Source organism: Vibrio tasmaniensis (assembly GCF_024347635.1).
Lineage (GTDB): Bacteria > Pseudomonadota > Gammaproteobacteria > Enterobacterales > Vibrionaceae > Vibrio > Vibrio tasmaniensis.
Map to the genome: position 1 here is coordinate 1,077,983 of NZ_AP025510.1, position 21,401 is coordinate 1,099,383.

Consider the following 21,401-nt stretch of genomic DNA (forward strand, 5'->3'; position numbering starts at 1 on the left):
GAATCGAGCTGTAGATTCAGTTAAAACCTATAACTAACAGTGACTTAGAAAAACTACATTCCATGTAATGTTCTGTGGTCTTGCCAAGTCACTCCCTTAGAAACTCAAGCACTGCTTATTTTTGAGCGCAACTCTACTCTTAGATAACATTTAGTCAACAGGAAAACCCCTGTAGCACTAAAAATACCTCTTTTTTGTTGAGAAACGCGATCAAAGTAGCGCAAGCATACCACTTAAAATGTGATAAAAACCGACTAGAATCAATATTTCAGCGAAATGATTAAAATTTACAGAATAACGACGGCTTATATATGATTATTACAACTTAATATTGCAAATTAATAGATTTAAAAATATGACCAATCTCATTGATTTTAAAAAGAATTTGTTGTGTTAATGGTTTGTTTAAATGATGATTTGTAGTCGCTTGCTATCCAAACCTTGAGTGCAAACGTGTGCTGAACTTTAGAGTTTTAACTCTACTTGGGTTTTGAGTGAGTAAAATTTTTTGGGGGTATTTCCGCAGGGTGTTAACTAGTGGTATGATGAGTAAATTAGAACAAAATAATTAAATTGGATTGAAGTGTAGATGGTCATTAAGGCAAAGAGCCCGGCAGGATTTGCAGAAAAGTATATCATTGAAAGTATTTGGAATGGCCGTTTCGCTCCAGGTTCTATCTTGCCCGCAGAGCGCGAGCTTTCTGAGCTGATTGGTGTTACACGTACTACGCTTCGTGAAGTACTTCAGCGTCTTGCTCGTGATGGTTGGTTGACAATCCAACACGGTAAGCCAACTAAAGTTAATCAGTTTATGGAAACGTCAGGTCTTCATATCCTTGATACATTGATGACGTTGGACGTTGATAACGCAAGCAAAATGGTAGAAGACCTGCTTGCTGCTCGTACTAACATCAGCCCTATCTTTATGCGTTATGCATTCAAAGCAAATAAAGAGGCTTCAGAGCGTACGATTACTAACGTGATTGAATCTTGTGAATCTTTACTTGCGGCACCTACTTGGGATGAATTCTTAGAATCGTCGCCATATGCTGACAAGATCAAACAATCGGTGAAAGAAGACGTAGAAAAAGATGAAGCGAAGCGTCAAACGATCTTAATTGCTAAAACTTTTAACTTCTACGATTACATGCTTTTCCAACGTTTAGCATTCCATTCAGGTAACCAAATTTATGGCCTGATCTTTAATGGTGTTCGTAAGTTGTACGACCGTGTTGGCAGCTACTACTTCTCTAACCCAGAAGCTCGTCGTTTAGCCATGGAGTTCTACAAAAACTTGTTTGTTATTTGTGAAAGCGGTGAGCGTGAGAATTTACCACTTGTGATTCGTAACTACGGTATCGCAAGCGCACAGATTTGGAACGAGATGAAGACAACGTTACCGACAAACTTTACTGAAGACGACAGCTAAGTCTTTTCATAAAAGTATTGTTAGGTTGTTTTACTTATTGAGTAAACGACGTAAAGAAAACGAAAAAGCGGCGAGATAATCAAATTATCTCGCCGCTTTTTATCTATTGATAGTTGGTGAAAACGTATCAATAGGCGGTAACTTACCCTGCAAACTCTTCTGAGTCTGGACGGTTAGTAAATTGCACGCCATTTAGAAAATCGCAAAGTAGTTGGTCTTCACATACTTTGTAGTTCTTGTTCTCTGGCTTACGGAAGTAGGCACCAATCTCGTACTTACTTAGGCTGATGCCTACCACTTCTAATATATCTAATACATCTTCTGCTTTCATGTTCAACGCAATACGCAGCTTCATGAAAATCATGTTGTTAGTCAGAGCAACTTCAGGTTTAGGTTGAACACCTTCTTTTTTGCCACGTTTAAGGTTGATAAAACCATTTAGGAATACCGCTAACTCTTTATCTTTCATCGTAGAGCATGACTTGTCGTTGTCTTCTTTAAGCCAGTTGATCACTTGGTCATGAGCAACGGTCACATCAGCTTGCTCGATAGCTTTAATGATCTGTGCATTTTTAAGGTTTAGCGCGTGTTGAATACGACGCAAGATTTCGTTGTTAGTCACTGGGGATTCCTAAAAAGGGTTTGGAGAGTAAAGAGGTGTTGGTTAGCCCGTTATCGTCGACAAACCAATTTCTACTCTACATAGCATAGTTGACGGCGACTCTAACAGAGAACGCTTATTTTCGGTAGATATAAAAAATCCCCAATGCTTATTAACTCATTCAAGTTAAAAGTGCATTAGGGATTTCGCTATGAGTGCTTGTTATCCGACTGAAGCCAGAATTACATTACACGCATACCAGGTTGAGCACCTTCGTGTGGCTCAAGGATCCACAGGTCGCTGCCGCCAGGGCCCGCGGCTAGGATCATGCCTTCAGACATACCAAACTTCATCTTACGAGGTTTTAGGTTTGCAACCATTACGGTTAGCTTGCCTTCTAGCTCTTCAGGTTTGTATGCTGACTTGATGCCAGAGAATACTTGGCGAGTTTCACCACCGATGTCCAGTTGGAACTTCAGTAGTTTGTTCGCTTTTGGTACTTCTTCACACGAGATAATACGAGCAATACGCATGTCGACTGCTGCGAAGGCATCGAACTCAATCTCGTCTGCGATTGGCTCTTTGTCTAGCTCAGTTTGGTTTGCTTGTTCTTTTTCAGCTTCTGCTTTTTCTTTCGCAGCAGCTTCTGCGGCTGCATCTTCTTTAGAAGACTCGATCATTGCTTCCACTTTCTTCGGATCAATACGACTAAACAGCGCTTTGAACTTCGTGATTTCGTGATCAGTTAGCGGTGTAGCAATCGCTTCCCACGTTAGCTCTTCGTTTAGGAAAGCTTCAGTGCGAGCCGCTAGCTCTGGCATAACTGGTTTCAGGTAAGCCATTAGTACGCGGAATAGGTTAATACCGACAGAAGATACTTCTTGAAGCTCTTTCTCTTTGCCTTCTTCTTTCGCAAGAACCCAAGGTGCTTTTTCGTCAATGTACTGGTTAGCTTTATCTGCTAGTGCAGTAATTTCACGGATAGCGCGGCTGAACTCACGAGTTTCGTATAGCTGACCGATACGCTCAGCAGCAGCAACGAATTCGTTGTATAGCTCAGGTTCTGCAAATTCAGCAGCAAGTTTGCCTTCAAAACGTTTAGTGATGAAGCCAGCGTTACGAGAAGCCAAGTTAACAATCTTGTTTACTACGTCAGCGTTTACACGTTGAGTAAAGTCTTCAAGATTAAGGTCTAAATCATCGATACGGCTGTTTAGTTTCGCAGCGTAGTAGTAACGTAGACACTCAGGGTCTAAGTGGTTTAAGTACGTGCTTGCTTTGATGAATGTGCCTTTTGACTTAGACATCTTCGCACCGTTCACCGTTACGTAGCCGTGTACGAAAACGTTGTTTGGTTTACGGAAACCAGCGCCTTCTAGCATTGCGGGCCAGAATAGGCTGTGGAAGTAAACGATGTCTTTACCGATGAAGTGGTAAAGCTCAGTTGTGCTGTCTTTCTTCCAGTATTCGTCAAAGTTTAAGTCGTCACGCTTGTCACATAGGTTCTTGAAAGAAGCCATGTAGCCAACAGGCGCGTCTAGCCAAACGTAGAAGAATTTGTTTTTCTCGCCTGGGATTTCGAAGCCAAAGTAAGGTGCATCACGTGAGATATCCCACTGTTGCAGGCCAGACTCGAACCATTCCTGCATTTTGTTTGCAGTTTCATTCTGTAGAGAGCCAGAACGAGTCCACTCTTTAAGCATGCTTTCGAACTGAGGTAGGTCGAAGAAGAAGTGCTCAGAGTCTTTCATTACTGGAGTTGCGCCAGAAACCGCTGATTTTGGGTTAATTAGCTCAGTTGGGCTGTATGTCTCACCACAGTTATCACAGTTATCACCATACTGGTCTTCTGACTTACACTTAGGGCAAGAACCTTTTACGAAGCGGTCTGGTAGGAACATCTCTTTCTCAGGATCGAAAAGCTGAGAAATAGTACGGCTAGAAATGAAGCCGTTCTTTTTAAGTTCTAGATAGATGTGAGAAGCCAGTTCACGGTTCTCTTCGCTATGTGTGCTGTGGTAGTTATCAAAGCTGATATCAAAGCCAGCGAAGTCTTTTTGGTGCTCTTCACTAACAGCAGCGATCATCTCTTCTGGCGTGATACCCATCTGTTGAGCTTTAAGCATAATTGGCGTGCCGTGAGCATCGTCAGCACAGATGAAGTTTACAGTGTTGCCACGTAGACGCTGGTATCGAACCCAGATATCAGCTTGGATATGCTCAAGCATATGGCCAAGGTGAATAGAGCCGTTAGCGTACGGAAGCGCACAAGTTACCAAAAGTTGTCTTGGATCAGTTGCCATACTTAATAATTCGCTTTTTTGATAGGTATAAATTTGAGAGGTAATACTACTTTATAACGTGTGATACGCCAAGGTATCAGACAAAGGATTCCCCTAGTTTTTTAGGGGTTCAGTCTTCATCTCGTGGGTGATAGCATAAATAAAAAAAGGAGCCCCAATGCGTAACTTTACTTCTAAGCAAGATTTCTGTTCATGGTTGAATGAGTTTGAGTCACCAATCCTCATCCCAGAGTGGGCGCTACACCAAAATATTGTATCGGTTGATCCGCGTGGGTCATTTGTCATTACCTTGCCTTTTGCAGCTAATCAGCTCGCGGTTGAATTGGAACAGTGGATCCACTCCCAGATTGAACAACAGCTTGTCAGCACTTTTCAGTTTGAAGTAAAAGTGAAGCCGTCTGCGCTAGAAACTACAGTCGCAACACCATTGAAGGGCGTTAAGAACATTATCGCCGTGACGTCGGCAAAGGGGGGGGTGGGTAAATCGACAACTTCGGTAAACCTCGCGCTTGCGTTATCTAAGTCAGGTTCAAAAGTGGGCTTGTTGGATGCGGATATCTATGGTCCATCTGTGCCTATGATGCTTGGTCAGCTAGACGCAAAACCAGAAGTACAGAATAACAAATGGATGATGCCAATCGAAGCGTACGGCATTTTCACTCATTCTATTGGCTATCTTGTGTCGAAAGATGATGCTGCAATCTGGCGTGGTCCAATGGCGGCGAAAGCATTAGGTCAGCTTGTGAATGAAACCGTATGGCCAGAACTGGATTACCTTGTTATCGACATGCCACCAGGTACGGGTGATATTCAGCTAACGCTTTCGCAGCAGATCCCAGTGACGGGCGCGGTTGTGGTGACCACCCCTCAAGATTTGGCATTAGCCGATGCGCGTAAAGGTGTGGCGATGTTTGATAAAGTGAGCGTGCCAGTAGCGGGCTTAGTGGAAAACATGAGCTACCATATTTGTAGTCACTGTGGCGAGAAAGAGCATATCTTTGGCGCTGGTGGCGCGGAAGCCATGTCAGAAGAGTTTTACCTCGATATCTTAGCGCAAATTCCGCTGCACATTGATGTACGGGAAGATATTGATGCAGGTTGCCCAACCGTTATACGTCGTCCAGACAGTGAACACACGCGTCATTACTTAGAGCTTGCTGAGAACGTGGCTGCGAAGATGTTCTGGACTGGTAAGGCGAGACCAGAGGCGATTAACTTCTCGATGGTTGAATAGCAATGGCTGATCACAAAGGTGTGTAAATCATATTTGGGTGAGATAAACAACGGTTGGATTAGGTGGATAGCCATAGGACTTGTGCATATAGTTGTATTTAAGTTATTTGAAAGCAAACGATTGTTTTAAGTAAATGTATTGAGATCATCAATTTGACTGCAATTAGCTAACATCGCGACTAGAATCTATATGCTTTAGCCCCTATAATCAGGCGGTTTATCTCTTCCCACCACCAAACCATATCGGGTGCAAATTAATGTCTGATAATAATCAATGTGTCATCGTAGGTATCGCTGGCGCTTCAGCTTCAGGAAAAAGCCTGATCGCGAGTACGATTTATAATGAGCTGCGCGAAAAAGTAGGCGACCATCAAATTGGTGTTATCACGGAAGATTGCTATTACAGCGACCAAAGTCACTTGAGTATGGAAGAGCGAGTTAAAACTAACTACGACCACCCAAATGCACTAGATCATGACCTTTTATGCGAACATCTACAGCAGCTAATGAGTGGCAATGCCGTAGAAGTTCCGGAATACAGCTACACAGAGCACACACGCACTTCTGAAACGACTACACTTACTCCTAAGAAAGTGATCATTTTAGAAGGTATTCTGCTTCTGACAGACCCGCGTCTTCGTAAACTAATGCACGCAAGCGTTTTTATGGATACACCGTTGGACATCTGTCTACTACGTCGTGTTAAGCGTGATGTAGAAGAGCGTGGTCGAACAATGGATACGGTACTTAAACAATACCAAGAAACAGTACGCCCAATGTTCATGCAGTTTATCGAGCCTTCAAAACAACATGCAGACATCATCGTTCCTCGTGGTGGTAAAAACCGTATTGCGATTGATGTGCTAAAAGCGCATATTGCGAAGTTGTTGAAGTCTTAATCGAATAAAATTTTGCCTAAGTGACTCACTTAGCTTTATTTTTTACCGAATCAGTGGCACTTTTATAGTGCCACTTTCTTTTGGAATCTAAGCAAGGAATATGCGGATGAAGAAACTACTCATTTTCATAGCTGTACCAGTGTTTGTTGTCGTTGCAGCAATTCTGGCACTAGTGCTGTTAGTGAATCCCAACCAATTTAAGCCATTAATTGTCGAACAAGCCCAAAAACACACAGGCCTAGAGCTCGTGATCGAGGGTGATATCAGTTGGCAATTTTTCCCATCTATTGGCTTCGAACTTGGTCAAACTGAATTACGTAACCCTGAAGGTTTCACTCAACCAAACCTGTTTAAGGTTGATACGGTTGGCGTTGATGTTTCGGTTACTCCGCTATTTAGCAATCAACTAGAGATCGGCAATATCACTCTAGATGGTGCAGAATTCTATTTAGAAACGCTTAAAGATGGTCGCAAGAACATCGATGCGCTCACACAAGCGTCTGCTCCTAAGGAGTCTGAACCTGCAGCGGATACAAGTTCTGAAGCAACACCGGCGCCTCAAGAGCAAACTTCTACAGACACATCTGGCTGGACGATCAATCTTGCAGGTGTAACAGTCTCAAACGCATTGTTTGAGATGGACGACAAGCAAGCAGGTTCATTCACTAAGCTATACGATGTGTCTTTGAGTCTTTCTGAGTTTGCCGTTGATACATGGACGACCGCGACGTTTGCGGCTTCTGGTGAAAACAACCAACAGAAGTTCTCTGCAAATGGCAGTGCTGAATTCAAATTAGCGGAAGGCTTTGCAAGCTACGCATTACGAAATATTGACCTTAATGCGAAGTTCAATGATCCAGCAACGTCGATCGAGTCAGCGAAGATTGGCTTAAATACCTTTGAGTTCGATAAGGTTAACCAACTGACTTATGCGGTGATTGGTAATGCTGCTGGTCTTGACCTTGATCTTAAAGGTGGCGGTGACTTAACTGTCGATAGCGCGATCTCAAAAGTTACACTGAACAAGTTAACATTAGACTCAACATTCAAAGGTGAAACGCTTCCTCAATCACCAATGAAAGTGGATATGCTGTCTGACTTAAGCTTTGATCTAACTAAGAGTCACTTGAGCTTTGTGCTAGAGAAGCTGCAAGCTAACGCTATCGCACTAGACGGTAAAGCGGACATCACTTTATCTGAAATACCAAAGGTTCGTTTTTCTCTTCATAGCCCGAACATCGATTTAGATGAGTTCTTAGGCCTAGGTAATACAGCAGAAACAGCGAGCGCTGCGCCTTCTAGTTCTGCTGGTGGCTCAACTTCAAACACTGAAGCTTCTTCGACGTCAAGTTCAGATAACTCGGCTCCTGCGAAAGAAGTAGAACCTGACCTGTCAGCTCTGAAAACGCTCGATGTGAAAGGTAATATCACAATCGATAAGTTCAAGGCGAACAACGCAAAAATGCAGAACGTGAAAACTGCGTTCTCAGTTAACCGTGGTATCGCAGAACTGACATCGTTTACTTCGAATCTTTACCAAGGCTCTATCTCGGCAACAGCACGATTAGATGCACGCAAGACGCCAGCGACTTACACGGCTAAGAAAAAGATTAAAGGCGTAAAAGTACAACCGTTATTGGTTGACGTAGCGAACAACGATACGCTGGAAGGTACTGGTAATATCGATGTTAACGTTAAAGGTAAGAGCTTGACGCCAACAGGAATCAAGAAGAACTTGGTTGGCACTATTGCGATTAACTTTGAAGATGGTGCGGTTAATGGCATTAACATCGCGCAACTGATTCGAGAAAACTACGCTAAGATCAAAGGCGAGAAAGTTGAAAGCAAAGACGAGTCTCAAAAGACAGATTTTAGTGCAATGAAAGCAACACTCAAGGTTGATAAAGGTTGGGTTTCAACGAATGACTTATCGGCACAGTCACCTCTTTTACGCGTGACAGGTCAAGGTAAAGCAAACTTCATCAATGAAACGGTCGACTTCCTGGTTCGCACGTCAATTGTTGGCTCGCTTGAAGGCCAGGGTGGCAAGAGCATTGATGATCTCAAAGATGTGACGATTCCAATTAAGGTTACCGGCCAGTGGGCTGACCCGAAATTTGCGCTTGTCTTTGATGATGTGTTGAAACAGAAAGCTGAAAAAGAGATTGATCGCGGTATTAAGAAACTTGAAGAAAAATACGGTGACAAGATCAAAGATGAAAAAACCAGAGATGCTGTCAATGGTTTACTCAAAGGCTTGTTTAACTAATCGCTATTTTAAATAAATGGCATATAAAAAGCGCCATTCCTTATTACGAGGAATGGCGCTTTTGTTTGGGCGCTGATTATTATCCGGGTTTAGTAAGCAAAAAAATGCCCTATGAGACTCGTTCCTCGTTCTAGGGAATGACGATCGGTGCTCGTCCTTTATTTAGGGGAGTAACACTGAATAGTCGTCATCCTCGAGAGGGAAGAGTGACCAAGTCAGGGATCTCTGGTTGGAAGGCTGTTACCAATCCACACCTTGCAGAGCTTTTACACCAGACTCAAAAGCGTGTTTTACGTTACGTACTTCTGAAACAGTATCTGCCATGTCCGTTAAAGTACGGTGAGCTCCACGGCCTGTGATGATCACTGATTGCATTTTAGGACGGTTATTCAGAGCTTCTACCACTTCATCCAGTTCAATGTAGCCATAGCTCACCATGTACGTCAGCTCATCAAACAGAATTACATCAATCGACTCATCGGCTAGCATGCGTTGGCACTCTTTCCATACGCGCTGTGCGGCTTCAATATCTTTCGCTTTATTTTGAGTTTCCCAAGTAAAGCCTGTACCCATCACTTGGAACTCTACATCGAGTTTTTGAAGAACGTTCTTTTCACCGTTATCCCAAGTTCCTTTTACAAACTGAGCAACGGCACATTTCTTACCGTGACCGACTGCACGTGTAATCGTACCGAAACCTGATGTCGATTTGCCTTTACCGTTGCCAGTAATAACCAATAACAGTCCTTTCACTTCTTGCGCTGCTGCGACACGTGCATCAACTTGCTCTTTTACTTTCTGTTGTCTTGCTTTATGGCGTTGTTCTTTGTTGTCTTCGGTCGACATAACAAATCCTTTTAAGTTGTGATTACGCCTATCATAGCCTAACTTAACGATAGCAAAAACCATCGGAAGAACAGGTGATTACGGATGAAAAAGATACTCGTGGTTTGTATGGGGAATATTTGTCGTTCGCCAACAGGAGAAGCGGTGCTGAGAAAGAAAGCTCAGCAGATGGATATTAATGTAACGGTCGACTCCGCTGGGACGATTGGCTTTCATCAAGGCAATCCGCCAGACTCGCGTTCAAAGTCAGCAGGAGAGAAGCGAGGCTACAGCTTTAAAGGGATTACTTCTCGTAAAGTGGTAGATAATGACTTCGAAGAGTTTGACCTGATACTCGCGGCAGACAAGGCGAATTTGGATGACTTGATGAGGCAGTGTCCTGCTCACCTCCAATACAAGCTCGCGCTGTTTTTGAGCTTTGGAGAGTCACAGTATCAAGAAATTCCCGATCCTTATTATGGTGAGGGGAATGGCTTTGAATTAGTGTTGGATTTAATCGAAGAGTCGAGTGATGCAATATTAAATTCGATTTAACGTCGACGTGATGTTCGGTGTTTGAGCAAAAAAGGACAAGATCAACAAGATCAAGAGTTATAGATATAAAAAGGCCGACATCGAATGTCGGCCTTTCTAAATCTAATTTAAGCGATAGCTAAGATTACTTAGACATTACTTTGTAGATTGGGTCTTCTGCAACGTTCGCTTCAACTAAGCTACCGGCTTTGTGCAGCATAGCAACACAGTCTTGGCTTAGGTGGCGAAGGTGAAGTGTTTTACCTAGCGCCGCGTAACGGTCAGCAATCGTGTCGATCGCTTCAATAGCAGAGTGGTCAGTAACGCGTGAGTTTGCGAAATCGACGATAACATCTTGTGGATCGTTGTATGCGTCAAACAACTCTAGGAAGTTAGCGGTTGAACCAAAGAAGATTGGGCCGTTAACTTTGTATTCTTTAGAGCCTTCAGCGTTAACTGATGTGTCTGCGTAGATGTGTTTAGCATGTTGCCAAGCAAACATTAGTGCTGAAGCGACAACACCCACACCAACAGCGACAGCAAGGTCAGTCAGTACGGTTACCACAGTAACCAGAACGATAACGAAGAAATCTTGCTTAGGAACGCGACGCGCCAACTTGAAGGTTGCCCATTCAAACGTACCGATAACAACCATGAACATCACGCCCACAAGTGCTGCTAGAGGAATCATTTCGATAAGCGCAGAGCCGAACAGGATGAACATCAGTAGTGCAACTGCCGCTACGATACCTGAAAGACGTCCACGACCGCCTGAGTTTACGTTGATCATCGATTGACCGATCATCGCACAACCACCCATCGCACCGAATACAGAACACGTTACGTTAGCCATACCTTGACCAACACATTCACGGTTAGATTGGCCACGCGTGTTTGTCATTTCGTCTAGTACCGTGAGTGTCAGTAGAGACTCAATCAGGCCGATAGCTGCAAGGATAATTGCGTATGGCAGGATGATTTGCAGTGTTTCGAAAGAAAACGGAACAGCAGGAATAGAGAAGGTTGGTAGAGAGCCTGCAAGTGTTGCTGCTTCGTCACCAGACATAGTGCGTAAGAAGTCAACAACAGTACGAGTTTCAAGATCTAGACCGACAACCAAAGCCGTTACTGTAACAATAGCAACCAATGAAGATGGTACTGCCGTTGTTACCTTAGGTAGGAAGTGGATGATACCCATTGTAAGGGCGACTAGACCTAGCATTAGTGTCATTTGACCGCTTGGTAGCCAAGTCAATGCACCTGTTACGTCCGGCGCTTTAAATTGACCAAGCTGAGCGAGGAAGATAACAATCGCCAAACCGTTTACGAAACCAATCATTACTGGATGTGGAACGATACGGATAAATTTACCTAACTTGAATACACCCGCTGCAATTTGCAGAAGGCCTGCTAGCATTACTGCCGCGAATAGGTATTGAACGCCATGGGTTGCTACTAGGCTCACCATTACAACAGCCATTGCGCCAGTAGCACCAGAAATCATACCTGGACGACCGCCAAAGACAGAAGTGATTAAACCTACGATGAATGCTGCGTAAAGACCAACCATTGGGTCGACGCCTGCAACGAAGGCGAATGCGACGGCTTCAGGTACCAGAGCTAGGGCTACTGTAAGACCTGAAAGCACATCATTTTTTACAGAGTGCTTTGAAAATTGTGGGAATTCGAACATGTTTGCTCAGCTATGCTAAAAATGGATTTACCGACACGAGTGTATTGCGTAGCCAAACAGTGATGGAAAAGAGCGGCAATAGCGAAGTGTCGAAAAGATAAGTGCGCGAATGCTACCCAAAAATGTGATTAAGTTCAAGGTTGAACCCCATTTTGAGCAATATATCTATTATAACCAATCTGAGTTGTGGATATAAAAAAAGGGCGACTTATGAATAAGTCGCCCTTAGATAGTTCTCTGCAGATTACTCTGCGAAGCTCATTAGTATTGAGGTTTAGTCATGCCAGCGCCGGCTTTATTTGACGCTGCTTGGCTACCTGCACCTTTCGATACAAAACGCTCAGTACGGAATGGAGCTGCAACAACTTGAATCTCTTTGATCTCTTGAGGACCAGGAGCTTTAGTCATTGGAGAGCCCGCTTGTTTCTTCGCTTCTACTGCTTTCGGTGCTGCTTTAGGAGCTTCTGCTTTTATCACAGGCGCTTCTTCTACTTTTACACTTTCAGCTTTAAGCGCTTCAGCTTCAACAACTGGTGTTGCTTCTACTTGCACAGCTTCTACTACAACAGGCGCTTCAACTTTCTCACCTTCAACGACCACAGGTGCTTCTTCAGCGACAGCAGGAGCTTCTGTTACTTGAGTTTCAGTCGCCGCGTTTTTAGCAATAACAGCTTCTTCACGGCGGATAATGACTTTACCCATCGCAAGTTCAGGACATGCAAAACCGCCAGCCATAGCAGTGTTACTTTGCGGTGCAGTCTCTTGAGCTACGTTTTGCTCTTGTACAGCAACTTGAGTTTCAACTGCTACTTCAACTTCAGCCACTTCAGGTTTTGCCTGGTTATGGTGAGGTTTTGGAATGAAGCGAGGCATCACTTTACCCATAGCCATCTCTGGAGAAGCTACACCACCTTTACGTAGGCGGAATGGGTTAGGGCGACGATCACGACCGCGACGACGACGTTGACCACTTGCACGTAGGTGACGTGGTGAACGGCGGTTACGACGTTGCTTCGGTTCTTCCTGTTCAGTTTGCTCTGCGTCTGCTTGAGTTGCTTCTACTTGTTCCACAACTTTTTGCTCTTGAGCGACGGATTGCTCTTTCGCAATAGACTGTTCTTTAGCAACAGTTGACTCATTTGACGAGTTTTCTGCAGCTTCAGCTTGCTGGTCTTTAATACGAACTTGCTTGTTCAGTTTACGACGCTGACGACGCTCTTTAATCTTAGCTGCTTTCGCTTCTGGCTTAGCCTTAGGCGCTTCTAGTTTATCAGCTTGAGCTTCTGCCGCTAGCTGTAGACCTTCTTCTGCTAATTTAGATGGTGCTAGCTCTTCGCGTTGCTTCTGCTCATCACGTGGCTTATTGCGACGGTCTTGCTTAGGCTTACGAGGCTGACGATTTTGCTGTGGAGCTGTTTCTTTCTGCTCTTCAGGCTTCTCATCACGAACTGGCTTACGACGGCGTTTGTTGTCGCGGTTTTCGTTACGATTATCACTACGGTCACCACGTTGTTCGCCACGGTCACCACGTTGGTTACGACGACGGTTATCGTTACGATCACGGCGTTGACGGTTGCCGTTATTGCGATTGTTTTTAGGTTTTTCTTCTTGCTTCTCTTCTTCTTTTTTCTCTTCTTGAGTTGAAGATCCAAATAAGAAGCTACCGATAGCTTTGAAGAAACGACCAACTAAGCCTGGTTCTTGAGTCGCTGCTGATTCAGCTTTTTTCTCTTCTACAGTTTTAGGTGCTGGAGCAGGAGTCGGTGCTGATTGAGCAGGAGCTGCGAAGCCTTTAAGAGCTGGCTCTTCGATCTTCTTAGGACGAATAGTCTGTTCTGCTGGCTCTTTGCTTTCTGCTTCTTTTAGAGCTTCTAGCTTGGTAGGCAGCAAGTAAGACAGTAGGTCGAACTCTTCACCTTCACGAACACGGATAACCTCAAAGTGTGGCGTTTCCATGTCAGAGTTAGGAACAACAGTGATCTTAACTTCTTGGTTCTTCTCGATGTGGTTTACTGAGCGACGTTTCTCGTTCAATAGGTAAGAAGCGATTGGAACAGGCACAACAGCAAGTACTTGTGCTGTGTTGTCTTTTAGAGCTTCTTCTTCGATCAGACGTAGAACAGATAGTGCTAGTGATTCGTTATCACGAACAACACCAGTACCTGTACAACGAGGACAAATGTGGTGGCTTGCTTCTGCTAGTGATGGGCTCAAACGTTGACGAGACATCTCTAGAAGACCAAAGCGAGAAATACGACCAATCTGAACACGTGCGCGATCTAAACGAACAGCATCACGTAGACGGCTTTCTACTTCGCGTTGGTGGCGAACCGGAGTCATATCGATAAAGTCGATAACAACAAGACCACCTAGGTCACGTAGACGTAATTGACGTGCAATTTCATCGGCTGCTTCTAGGTTAGTGTTAAGTGCTGTTTCTTCGATATCGCCGCCCTTTGTTGCACGAGCAGAGTTGATATCGATAGAAGTCAGAGCTTCTGTTGGGTCGATTACGATAGAACCACCAGATGGAAGACGAACTTCACGTTGGAAAGCAGATTCGATCTGGCTCTCAATCTGGTAATGGCTGAATAGTGGTACTTCACCATCGTATTTCTTAACGCGATTCATGAAATCTGGGCGTATTAATTGAATGTGCGCTTGTGCACGTTCAAAAATAGTATTGCTATCGATTAGAATCTCGCCAATATCACGACGTAGGTAGTCACGAATTGCGCGAACAATAACGTTACTCTCTTGGTGAATTAGGAAAGGAGCTGCATTTGAATCAGAAGCTTGCTTGATAGCGCCCCAGTGATTCAATAGAACGTTCAAGTCCCACTCTAGCTCTTCTGCACTTTTGCCAACACCTGCTGTACGCACGATTAAGCCCATACCTTGAGGAAGCTCAAGAGTGCTTAATGCTGCTTTCAGTTGAGTGCGTTCATCACCTTCGATACGACGAGAAATACCGCCAGCACGAGGGTTATTAGGCATAAGAACTAAGTAACTACCCGCCAAAGAGATGAAAGTTGTCAGTGCAGCGCCTTTGCTACCACGTTCTTCTTTCTCAACTTGTACGATTACTTCTTGTCCTTCTCTTAGCACTTCTTTAATGCTAGGACGGCCTTGGTATGTATAACCTTCAGGGAAGTATTCGCGGGCAATTTCTTTAAGAGGGAGGAAACCGTGACGTTCTGCACCGTAATCAACAAATGCCGCTTCTAGGCTTGGTTCAATACGGGTAATACGTCCTTTGTAGATATTCGCTTTCTTTGACTCGTGACCTGGACTTTCGATATCTAGATCGAACAGTCGCTGGCCATCAACCAAAGCGACACGCAACTCTTCTTTTTGAGTTGCGTTAATTAACATTCTTTTCATTTAGAAATTCTCATTGTCTTTTCTTATTTTCATCATTGGTCTTATCGCTTTAGTTCGTTTCTCATGGTGCCAGATCCCATGGCTTTATCGGTGCAGCCTCCCGGCTGGAGAGGGATGCTCTGGGGCACGTCAGTCATCATAGGGAGTTAGCCTATGATCCGCGATGTGGCGGTGAATACTCAACATGAGTGTACGTGAGTAGAGCGATAAGGAACTCAGTTGACCGTGTCTTACGCCGATTGCAGCACTGTCTAATCTGAGTCATCTACTCATTTACTTGCTTATGAATGGTTAGCTGTTTAAATATCAGTCAATCCATTGATAGCAGCTGTGAACTATAGCAGTGGTCGGTAAACACAGCAATCTGCTTTGTCGTAATGCGGTAAAAAAAACAGTTTTTGTTTGAGTTTTGATAGCTCTAACTCACTGTCTATAAATAATTTATCAATTGATATTTTAATTTGCAGGAAGCTTGGTGCTTTTTTGTTCGAAGAATCAAAGAAATATAGAACTTCAATGACCTTTTAGGGATGTAGTCGCAGGGATTATAGATAAATAAGTTCAGATTAGGGCTAAGAAAATCTCAATTATCAAAAGTGACAGTGATACAATAAACCAATGAGCGAAATTAGAACCCAAGTCCAATTTGTCGACATTGACGAAGATATGGCTGGTCAGCGTATTGATAACTTCTTACGCAACCAATTAAAAAACATCCCGAAAAGCATGATTTACCGAATCGTGCGTAAAGGCGAAGTCCGCGTTAACAAGAAACGCATTAAGGCTGAATACAAACTAAAAGCAGGTGATTTAGTTCGTATCCCACCAGTAACGATTGAAGAGAAAACGGAAGAGAACGTACCAAGCACGAAACTCAATAAGGTTTCGGAACTGGAACAGTGCATCATCTATGAAGATGATCACATGCTGATTCTCAATAAACCATCAGGTACTGCAGTTCATGGTGGCAGCGGCTTGAAGTTTGGCGCGATTGAAGCATTACGTGCACTTCGTCCTGATGCTCGTTTTCTTGAATTAGTGCATCGTATTGATAGAGATACGTCTGGCATTTTGCTTGTTGCTAAGAAGCGCTCGGCGCTAAGACACCTTCAAGCACAGTTCCGTGAAAAAACGGTTCAAAAATATTACTTCGCTTTAGTGATGGGTGAATGGAAGAACAGCTGTAAAGTGGTTAATGCCCCTTTATTGAAAAATGAAGTAAACAGTATTGTTCGCGTAAACCCGAACGGTAAGGCTTCTGAAACTCGTTTTAAGGTTTTGGAAAAATTTCAAGATGCGACGCTAGTCCAAGCAAGTCCAATTACAGGCCGTACACACCAAATCCGTGTGCACGCTCAGTATACAGGTCACCCAATCGCTTGGGATGATCGCTACGGTGATCGTCGTTTTGATGCTTACACCGGTAAGGTTGGCCTTAATCGTCTGTTCTTACATGCAGCTAACATCAAGTTTACCCACCCGGGTAGCGAAGAGAAGATGGATATCTCGGCGCCGATGGAAAAAAGGTTAGAGAGAGCCCTAACTGGCTTACGTAAGCTTTAGGAAGATACAAGATTGAAAGGCCTAGCTCTTCTAGTCTTACTTATCGACTAACAAAAAAGGTTGACGAATTTCGTCAACCTTTTTTGTTTTTATCTGTTGTAGAAGATCCCCAACTCATTCCAGACTCACTCTTTTTCATCGTCATTTCCTAGACTGACGAAGGAAGGAGTAGGGAATCTCAAACAGAGAGAGTACCCGCTACAACACATTCATTCCTTGCGCTTCTAACATATCGACTAGATCGATCAGCGGTAAGCCGATCAAGGTATTCGGGTCTTTACCTTCCATTTTCTTAAATAACGCGATGCCTAACCCTTCACACATAAAACTGCCAGCGCAGTAATAAGGCTGCTCTTTCTCAACATAAGCAATGATCTGCTGATCTGTTAAATCACGGAAATGCACGATGAAGGTATCTAAGCGAGTGTCGGCTTTATTGGTTTCACTGTTCCATACCGTTACCCCAGTATAGAAAGTGATGCTTTTGCCGCTTTGACGAGATAATTGCTCGATCGCTTTTTCACGAGTAAGCGGTTTACCAATGATTTCTCCGTCAATCACACAGACTTGATCGGAACCAATCACTAGGCTTGGTTGTTCAACACTACAAGATTTGGCTTTTGTCTCGGCGAGACGCATCACTAACTGTTGAGGTATCTCTTCTGGAAGCGGCGTTTCATCGCAGTCAGGCTTAGCTGTGACAAAGTTTAACTGTAGTTTTTTGAGGATCTCTTGCCTAAATGGAGATGTAGAAGCTAAAACTAGTTGGTAATTTCTCATTTTAATTTACAATTCGTGTAAGCATTTAGTTCAGGATAACGTAACTTATCCTGCTATTCATAATGCTCTGAACAGGAAAGGTAGGAAAGTACATTTTTTTTGCCATTTCCTTTGACTAAACACGATTTGGAAGATAAGATTCGCGCCCTATGCAAAAGGAAAAAATACCGCGTACAGTTGATCCGGCAAGAACGGCTCAAAAACGACTCGATATGGATGGTATCATTCAAGTCAGTCTTTTGAAGCGTTTAACTGAAACAACTGAAGGCGTAAAACGTGACGCGCAAGTCTCAATGTCATTTGGGCTTGATGAACAACGATTAGTCGTTATCTCTGGTAAAGCTAACGTCGAAGTCGATTTAGAGTGTCAACGTTGTAATGAGGTTTTCGCACATGAGTGCGATGTCCAATTTACTTATACTCCTGTTTACAGCGAGAAAAGTGAAGAGGAAGCACCGGAAGAGTACGATTTGGTAGATCTGAACGAGTACGGTGAGTTAGACCTGATTCAATTAGTTGAAGACGAGTTCATCCTTGGATTGCCACAAATAGCAATGCACGACGATGCGAAATGTAGCGTTAACTCAAATAACTTGGTGTTTGGTGAACTTCCTGAAGAAATTGAGGAAGATAAAAAGCCGAATCCATTTGATGTTTTAAAAAACTTAAAGAAGTAACTTATCAGTAAGTATCTTTAAGAATTTACATAGGAGTAGGGTCAATGGCCGTACAAAAGAGCAAGAAATCACGTTCAATGCGTGGCATGCGTCGTTCACACGATGCGCTAACTACAGCTGCACTTTCTGTAGACGCAACTTCAGGTGAAACTCACCTACGTCACAACGTGACTGCCGAAGGTTTCTACCGCGGCAAAAAGGTTATCAACAAGTAAGGTTGACCTTTGCAAAATCTAACCGTTGCGCTTGATGCAATGGGCGGGGACTTCGGTCCTCGTGTAACAGTGCCTGCCGCCGTGCAGGCACTGTCGTATTTCCCAGAGCTAAAAGTCGTTCTAATAGGTGATCGAAACGCGATCACATCTCAATTATCTTCATTAGGTCGAATGCCTGATTCTCGTTTGAGTATCCAGCATTGTGATCGAGTTATTTCCAATTCTGAAAAACCTTCACTGGCCCTACGTAACAGTCAGGGTAGCTCTATGCGTGCTGCTATCGATCTGGTTGCCGAGTCACAAGCTGATGCTTGTGTGAGTGGTGGTAATACAGGCGCACTGATGGCGTTATCTCGTTTCAGACTCAAACTTCTTCCCGGTATTGATAGGCCTGCATTGGTTTCAGCTTTGCCTACCGCTTCTGGCAACCGTACCTGGATGCTTGATTTAGGGGCGAACGTTTCTAGTGACGCAGATTCGCTGTTTCAGTTTGCCGTAATGGGCAGTGCATTAGCGGAGCAACATTTAGGTCGCGCGCCTCGTGTCGCTATCTTGAATATCGGTGCTGAAGAAATTAAAGGCAATGACCTTGTAAAACGATGCGCTGAAATGTTGTCTAATACTCAGTCTGTGAACTTCATAGGCTATATTGAAGGTAATCAATTACTTCAAGATGCTGCTGATGTCGTCGTATGTGATGGTTTTGTGGGCAATGTCTGCTTAAAAACGTGCGAAGGTACGGCTCAGCTCTTTATTGATAAGCTAAAAACGCGCATGATGGCTTCAACAATAAAGGGTTGGATTGCCAGAATGTTGTTTTCTGAGCTATTTACCGAATTAAAAACCTTGAACCCCGACCAGTATAACGGCGCAAGTTTGTTAGGATTGCGCGGCATTGTCATTAAAAGTCATGGAAGTGCTGATGTGTCTGCAGTCGTCAACGCGATTGGTGAAGCAGTACACGAGGTCAAACGACAAGTCCCCAGTCGCATTAGCGATCGTTTGGAAGCGGTTTTACTCGAGAGGCATTATTAGTCTTCATGTATAGCAAAATTTTAGGTACTGGCAGCTACTTGCCATCTCAGGTGCGTACTAACGCAGACTTAGAGAAAATGGTAGAGACTAGCGATGAGTGGATCGTTGCTAGAACAGGTATTAAAGAGCGTCGTATTTCAGCGGAAAACGAAACCGTTGCAGATATGGCGTTTTACGCTGCTGAAAATGCCATTGAAATGGCAGGTATCGACAAAGAAGATATTGATTTAATCATCGTTGCGACAACCAGCAGTAGCCATACATTCCCGTCTTCGGCATGTCAGGTACAAGGTAAGCTTGGTATCAAAGGCTGCCCTGCGTTTGATTTAGCTGCGGCGTGTTCTGGCTTTGTCTATGGATTGTCTGTTGCTGATCAACATATCAAGACAGGTATGTGTAAAAACGTTTTGGTAATCGGTGCGGACGCACTGTCAAAAACCTGTGATCCGACTGACCGCTCTACTATCATCTTATTTGGTGATGCTGCAGGCGCGGTAGTTGTAGGCGCAAGCGAAGAGCCAGGTATTTTGTCGACTCACATTTACTCTGATGGTAAATACGGTGAGCTTCTAAGCCTAGAAGTTCCAGAGCGTGGCGGTGATGCAGACAAATGGCTGCACATGGCGGGCAACGAAGTATTTAAAGTGGCGGTAACTCAGCTTTCTAAGCTAGTTAAAGACACATTAGCGGCGAACAATATGGATAAGTCAGAGCTTGATTGGTTAGTTCCACACCAAGCTAACTACCGTATTATCTCGGCAACCGCGAAAAAGCTGACAATGTCGCTTGATCAAGTAGTGATTACTCTTGATAAGCACGGCAATACGTCAGCAGCTACCGTACCGACAGCACTCGATGAGGCTGTTCGTGATGGGCGAATTAAACGTGGTCAAACGCTTCTTCTCGAAGCCTTTGGCGGCGGCTTCACTTGGGGTTCTGCGTTAGTTAAATTCTAACCTCAAGCGATAATCAACAAACAAGGCACATAACTTATGTGCCTTATTCAATTTTTTGCTTTGCTTAAAGGAAAATTACAATGAGCAAATTTGCTATCGTATTCCCAGGCCAAGGCTCTCAAGCTATCGGTATGCTTGCTGACCTAGGCGAACAGTATGATGTTGTTAAAAAGACATTTGCTGAAGCTTCAGAAGCACTTGGTTACGATCTATGGGCATTGGTTCAAGATGGTCCAGTAGAAAATCTAAATGAAACTTTTCGTACTCAACCGGCTCTACTAACAGCGTCTGTTGCAATCTGGCGTGTATGGCAAGAGCTTGGTCTAGAGCAACCTGCAAACCTAGCAGGTCACAGCCTAGGTGAATACTCTGCACTAGTGTGTGCGGGTGTTATCGACTTTAAAGAAGCGATCAAGCTAGTTGAGCTACGTGGTCAACTGATGCAAGAAGCGGTGCCTGCGGGCGTGGGTGCAATGTACGCAATCATCGGTCTAGATGATGAAGCGATTGCTAAAGCGTGTGAAGAAGCGGCACAAGACGAAGTTGTGTCTCCAGTTAACTTCAATTCACCTGGCCAAGTTGTTATCGCGGGTAACAAAGCGGCAGTAGAGCGTGCTGGTGCACTATGTAAAGAAGCAGGCGCTAAACGTGCTCTTCCTTTACCTGTATCTGTGCCGTCTCACTGTGCCCTTATGAAGCCTGCAGCAGACAAGCTAGCGGTTGCTCTAGAAGCTCTAGAGTTCAACGCACCGGCACTTCCTGTTATCAATAACGTCGATGTGATTGCTGAAACAGATCCTGCAAAAATCAAAAGCGCACTTGTTCGTCAGCTATACAGCCCAGTTCGTTGGACTGAAGGTGTACAAGCGATGAATGAGCAAGGCGTTGAAAAACTACTAGAATTAGGCCCAGGTAAGGTTCTTACTGGTCTAACAAAACGTATTGTTAAAACTATGACAGCTGCTGCAGTTAATGACACTGCATCACTAGAAGCTGCTAAGTAAA

17 protein-coding genes are annotated in these 21,401 nt (G+C 44.0%); 11 read left to right on the forward strand and 6 right to left on the reverse strand.

Going from position 1 to position 21,401, the window contains the following annotated elements; genetic code table 11:
* Positions 1-589: 589 nt before the first annotated feature.
* Positions 590-1,429 (forward strand): fatty acid metabolism transcriptional regulator FadR, encoded by an 840-nt coding sequence (fadR, locus tag OCV44_RS05125; protein ID WP_009848622.1) that lies wholly within the window; start codon positions 590-592, stop codon positions 1,427-1,429.
* Between the two features lie 142 nt (positions 1,430-1,571).
* On the opposite strand, the gene OCV44_RS05130 is transcribed toward fadR, so the two are convergent.
* Complete coding sequence (locus OCV44_RS05130; RefSeq protein WP_017084024.1) at positions 1,572-2,051, reverse strand: YehS family protein; 480 nt, start codon at positions 2,049-2,051, stop codon at positions 1,572-1,574.
* A gap of 221 nt (positions 2,052-2,272) precedes the next feature.
* A complete protein-coding gene (gene metG / locus OCV44_RS05135; RefSeq protein WP_139684764.1) occupies positions 2,273-4,333 on the reverse strand; it encodes a methionine--tRNA ligase in 2,061 nt (686 codons plus the stop codon).
* A 157-nt stretch (positions 4,334-4,490) separates the two neighbouring features.
* Here metG and apbC point away from each other — a divergent pair, with 157 nt between their 5' ends.
* The 3 genes from apbC to OCV44_RS05150 all read left to right on the forward strand — a co-directional run bounded on the left by apbC (position 4,491) and on the right by OCV44_RS05150 (position 8,734).
* Entirely contained in the window at positions 4,491-5,567 is a 1,077-nt protein-coding gene (gene apbC, locus OCV44_RS05140) for an iron-sulfur cluster carrier protein ApbC (protein ID WP_139684763.1), read from the forward strand.
* 256 nt (positions 5,568-5,823) lie between these two features.
* Complete coding sequence (gene udk, locus OCV44_RS05145; protein WP_004734002.1) at positions 5,824-6,465, forward strand: uridine kinase; 642 nt, start codon at positions 5,824-5,826, stop codon at positions 6,463-6,465.
* 106 nt (positions 6,466-6,571) lie between these two features.
* Positions 6,572-8,734, forward strand: a complete 2,163-nt coding sequence (locus tag OCV44_RS05150; protein WP_139684762.1) for an AsmA family protein — start codon at positions 6,572-6,574, stop codon at positions 8,732-8,734.
* A 240-nt stretch (positions 8,735-8,974) separates the two neighbouring features.
* Here the strand turns inward: OCV44_RS05150 and cobO are convergent, their stop codons facing one another.
* Positions 8,975-9,580 carry a cob(I)yrinic acid a,c-diamide adenosyltransferase gene (gene cobO, locus OCV44_RS05155; RefSeq protein WP_029224060.1) on the reverse strand — a complete coding sequence of 202 codons (606 nt, stop codon included), beginning with the start codon at positions 9,578-9,580 and terminating at the stop codon, positions 8,975-8,977.
* 84 nt (positions 9,581-9,664) lie between these two features.
* On the opposite strand from cobO, the gene OCV44_RS05160 reads away from it, so the two are divergent.
* The gene (locus OCV44_RS05160) at positions 9,665-10,114 is read left to right on the forward strand and encodes a low molecular weight protein-tyrosine-phosphatase (protein WP_139684761.1); all 450 of its coding nucleotides are present in this window, start codon (positions 9,665-9,667) and stop codon (positions 10,112-10,114) included.
* Positions 10,115-10,238: 124 nt separating this feature from the next.
* Here OCV44_RS05160 and OCV44_RS05165 read toward each other — a convergent pair whose 3' ends face one another.
* Both OCV44_RS05165 and rne read right to left on the reverse strand, forming a co-directional pair.
* Positions 10,239-11,786, reverse strand: a complete 1,548-nt coding sequence (locus OCV44_RS05165) for a SulP family inorganic anion transporter (protein WP_139684760.1) — start codon at positions 11,784-11,786, stop codon at positions 10,239-10,241.
* Between the two features lie 261 nt (positions 11,787-12,047).
* Positions 12,048-15,170 (reverse strand): ribonuclease E, encoded by a 3,123-nt coding sequence (gene rne, locus OCV44_RS05170; RefSeq protein ID WP_139684759.1) that lies wholly within the window; start codon positions 15,168-15,170, stop codon positions 12,048-12,050.
* A 618-nt stretch (positions 15,171-15,788) separates the two neighbouring features.
* Between rne and rluC the strand changes: the two genes are divergently transcribed.
* Positions 15,789-16,733, forward strand: coding sequence for a 23S rRNA pseudouridine(955/2504/2580) synthase RluC (rluC, locus tag OCV44_RS05175; RefSeq protein WP_017078123.1), 945 nt, complete (start codon positions 15,789-15,791; stop codon positions 16,731-16,733).
* A 198-nt stretch (positions 16,734-16,931) separates the two neighbouring features.
* Here the strand turns inward: rluC and OCV44_RS05180 are convergent, their stop codons facing one another.
* Entirely contained in the window at positions 16,932-17,513 is a 582-nt protein-coding gene (locus OCV44_RS05180; protein WP_139684758.1) for a Maf family protein, read from the reverse strand.
* Positions 17,514-17,662: 149 nt separating this feature from the next.
* Here OCV44_RS05180 and yceD point away from each other — a divergent pair, with 149 nt between their 5' ends.
* The 5 genes from yceD to fabD all read left to right on the forward strand — a co-directional run bounded on the left by yceD (position 17,663) and on the right by fabD (position 21,400).
* Complete coding sequence (yceD, locus tag OCV44_RS05185; protein WP_004733994.1) at positions 17,663-18,190, forward strand: 23S rRNA accumulation protein YceD; 528 nt, start codon at positions 17,663-17,665, stop codon at positions 18,188-18,190.
* Positions 18,191-18,234: 44 nt separating this feature from the next.
* Positions 18,235-18,405 (forward strand): 50S ribosomal protein L32, encoded by a 171-nt coding sequence (gene rpmF, locus OCV44_RS05190; protein ID WP_004737376.1) that lies wholly within the window; start codon positions 18,235-18,237, stop codon positions 18,403-18,405.
* 9 nt (positions 18,406-18,414) lie between these two features.
* Positions 18,415-19,440 carry a phosphate acyltransferase PlsX gene (gene plsX, locus OCV44_RS05195; RefSeq protein WP_086049071.1) on the forward strand — a complete coding sequence of 342 codons (1,026 nt, stop codon included), beginning with the start codon at positions 18,415-18,417 and terminating at the stop codon, positions 19,438-19,440.
* A gap of 5 nt (positions 19,441-19,445) precedes the next feature.
* Entirely contained in the window at positions 19,446-20,396 is a 951-nt protein-coding gene (locus OCV44_RS05200) for a beta-ketoacyl-ACP synthase III (protein WP_086049072.1), read from the forward strand.
* Between the two features lie 80 nt (positions 20,397-20,476).
* Positions 20,477-21,400: an ACP S-malonyltransferase gene (gene fabD, locus OCV44_RS05205; protein ID WP_102308680.1), complete on the forward strand. Its 924-nt coding sequence runs from the start codon at positions 20,477-20,479 to the stop codon at positions 21,398-21,400.
* Position 21,401: the final 1 nt, after the last annotated feature.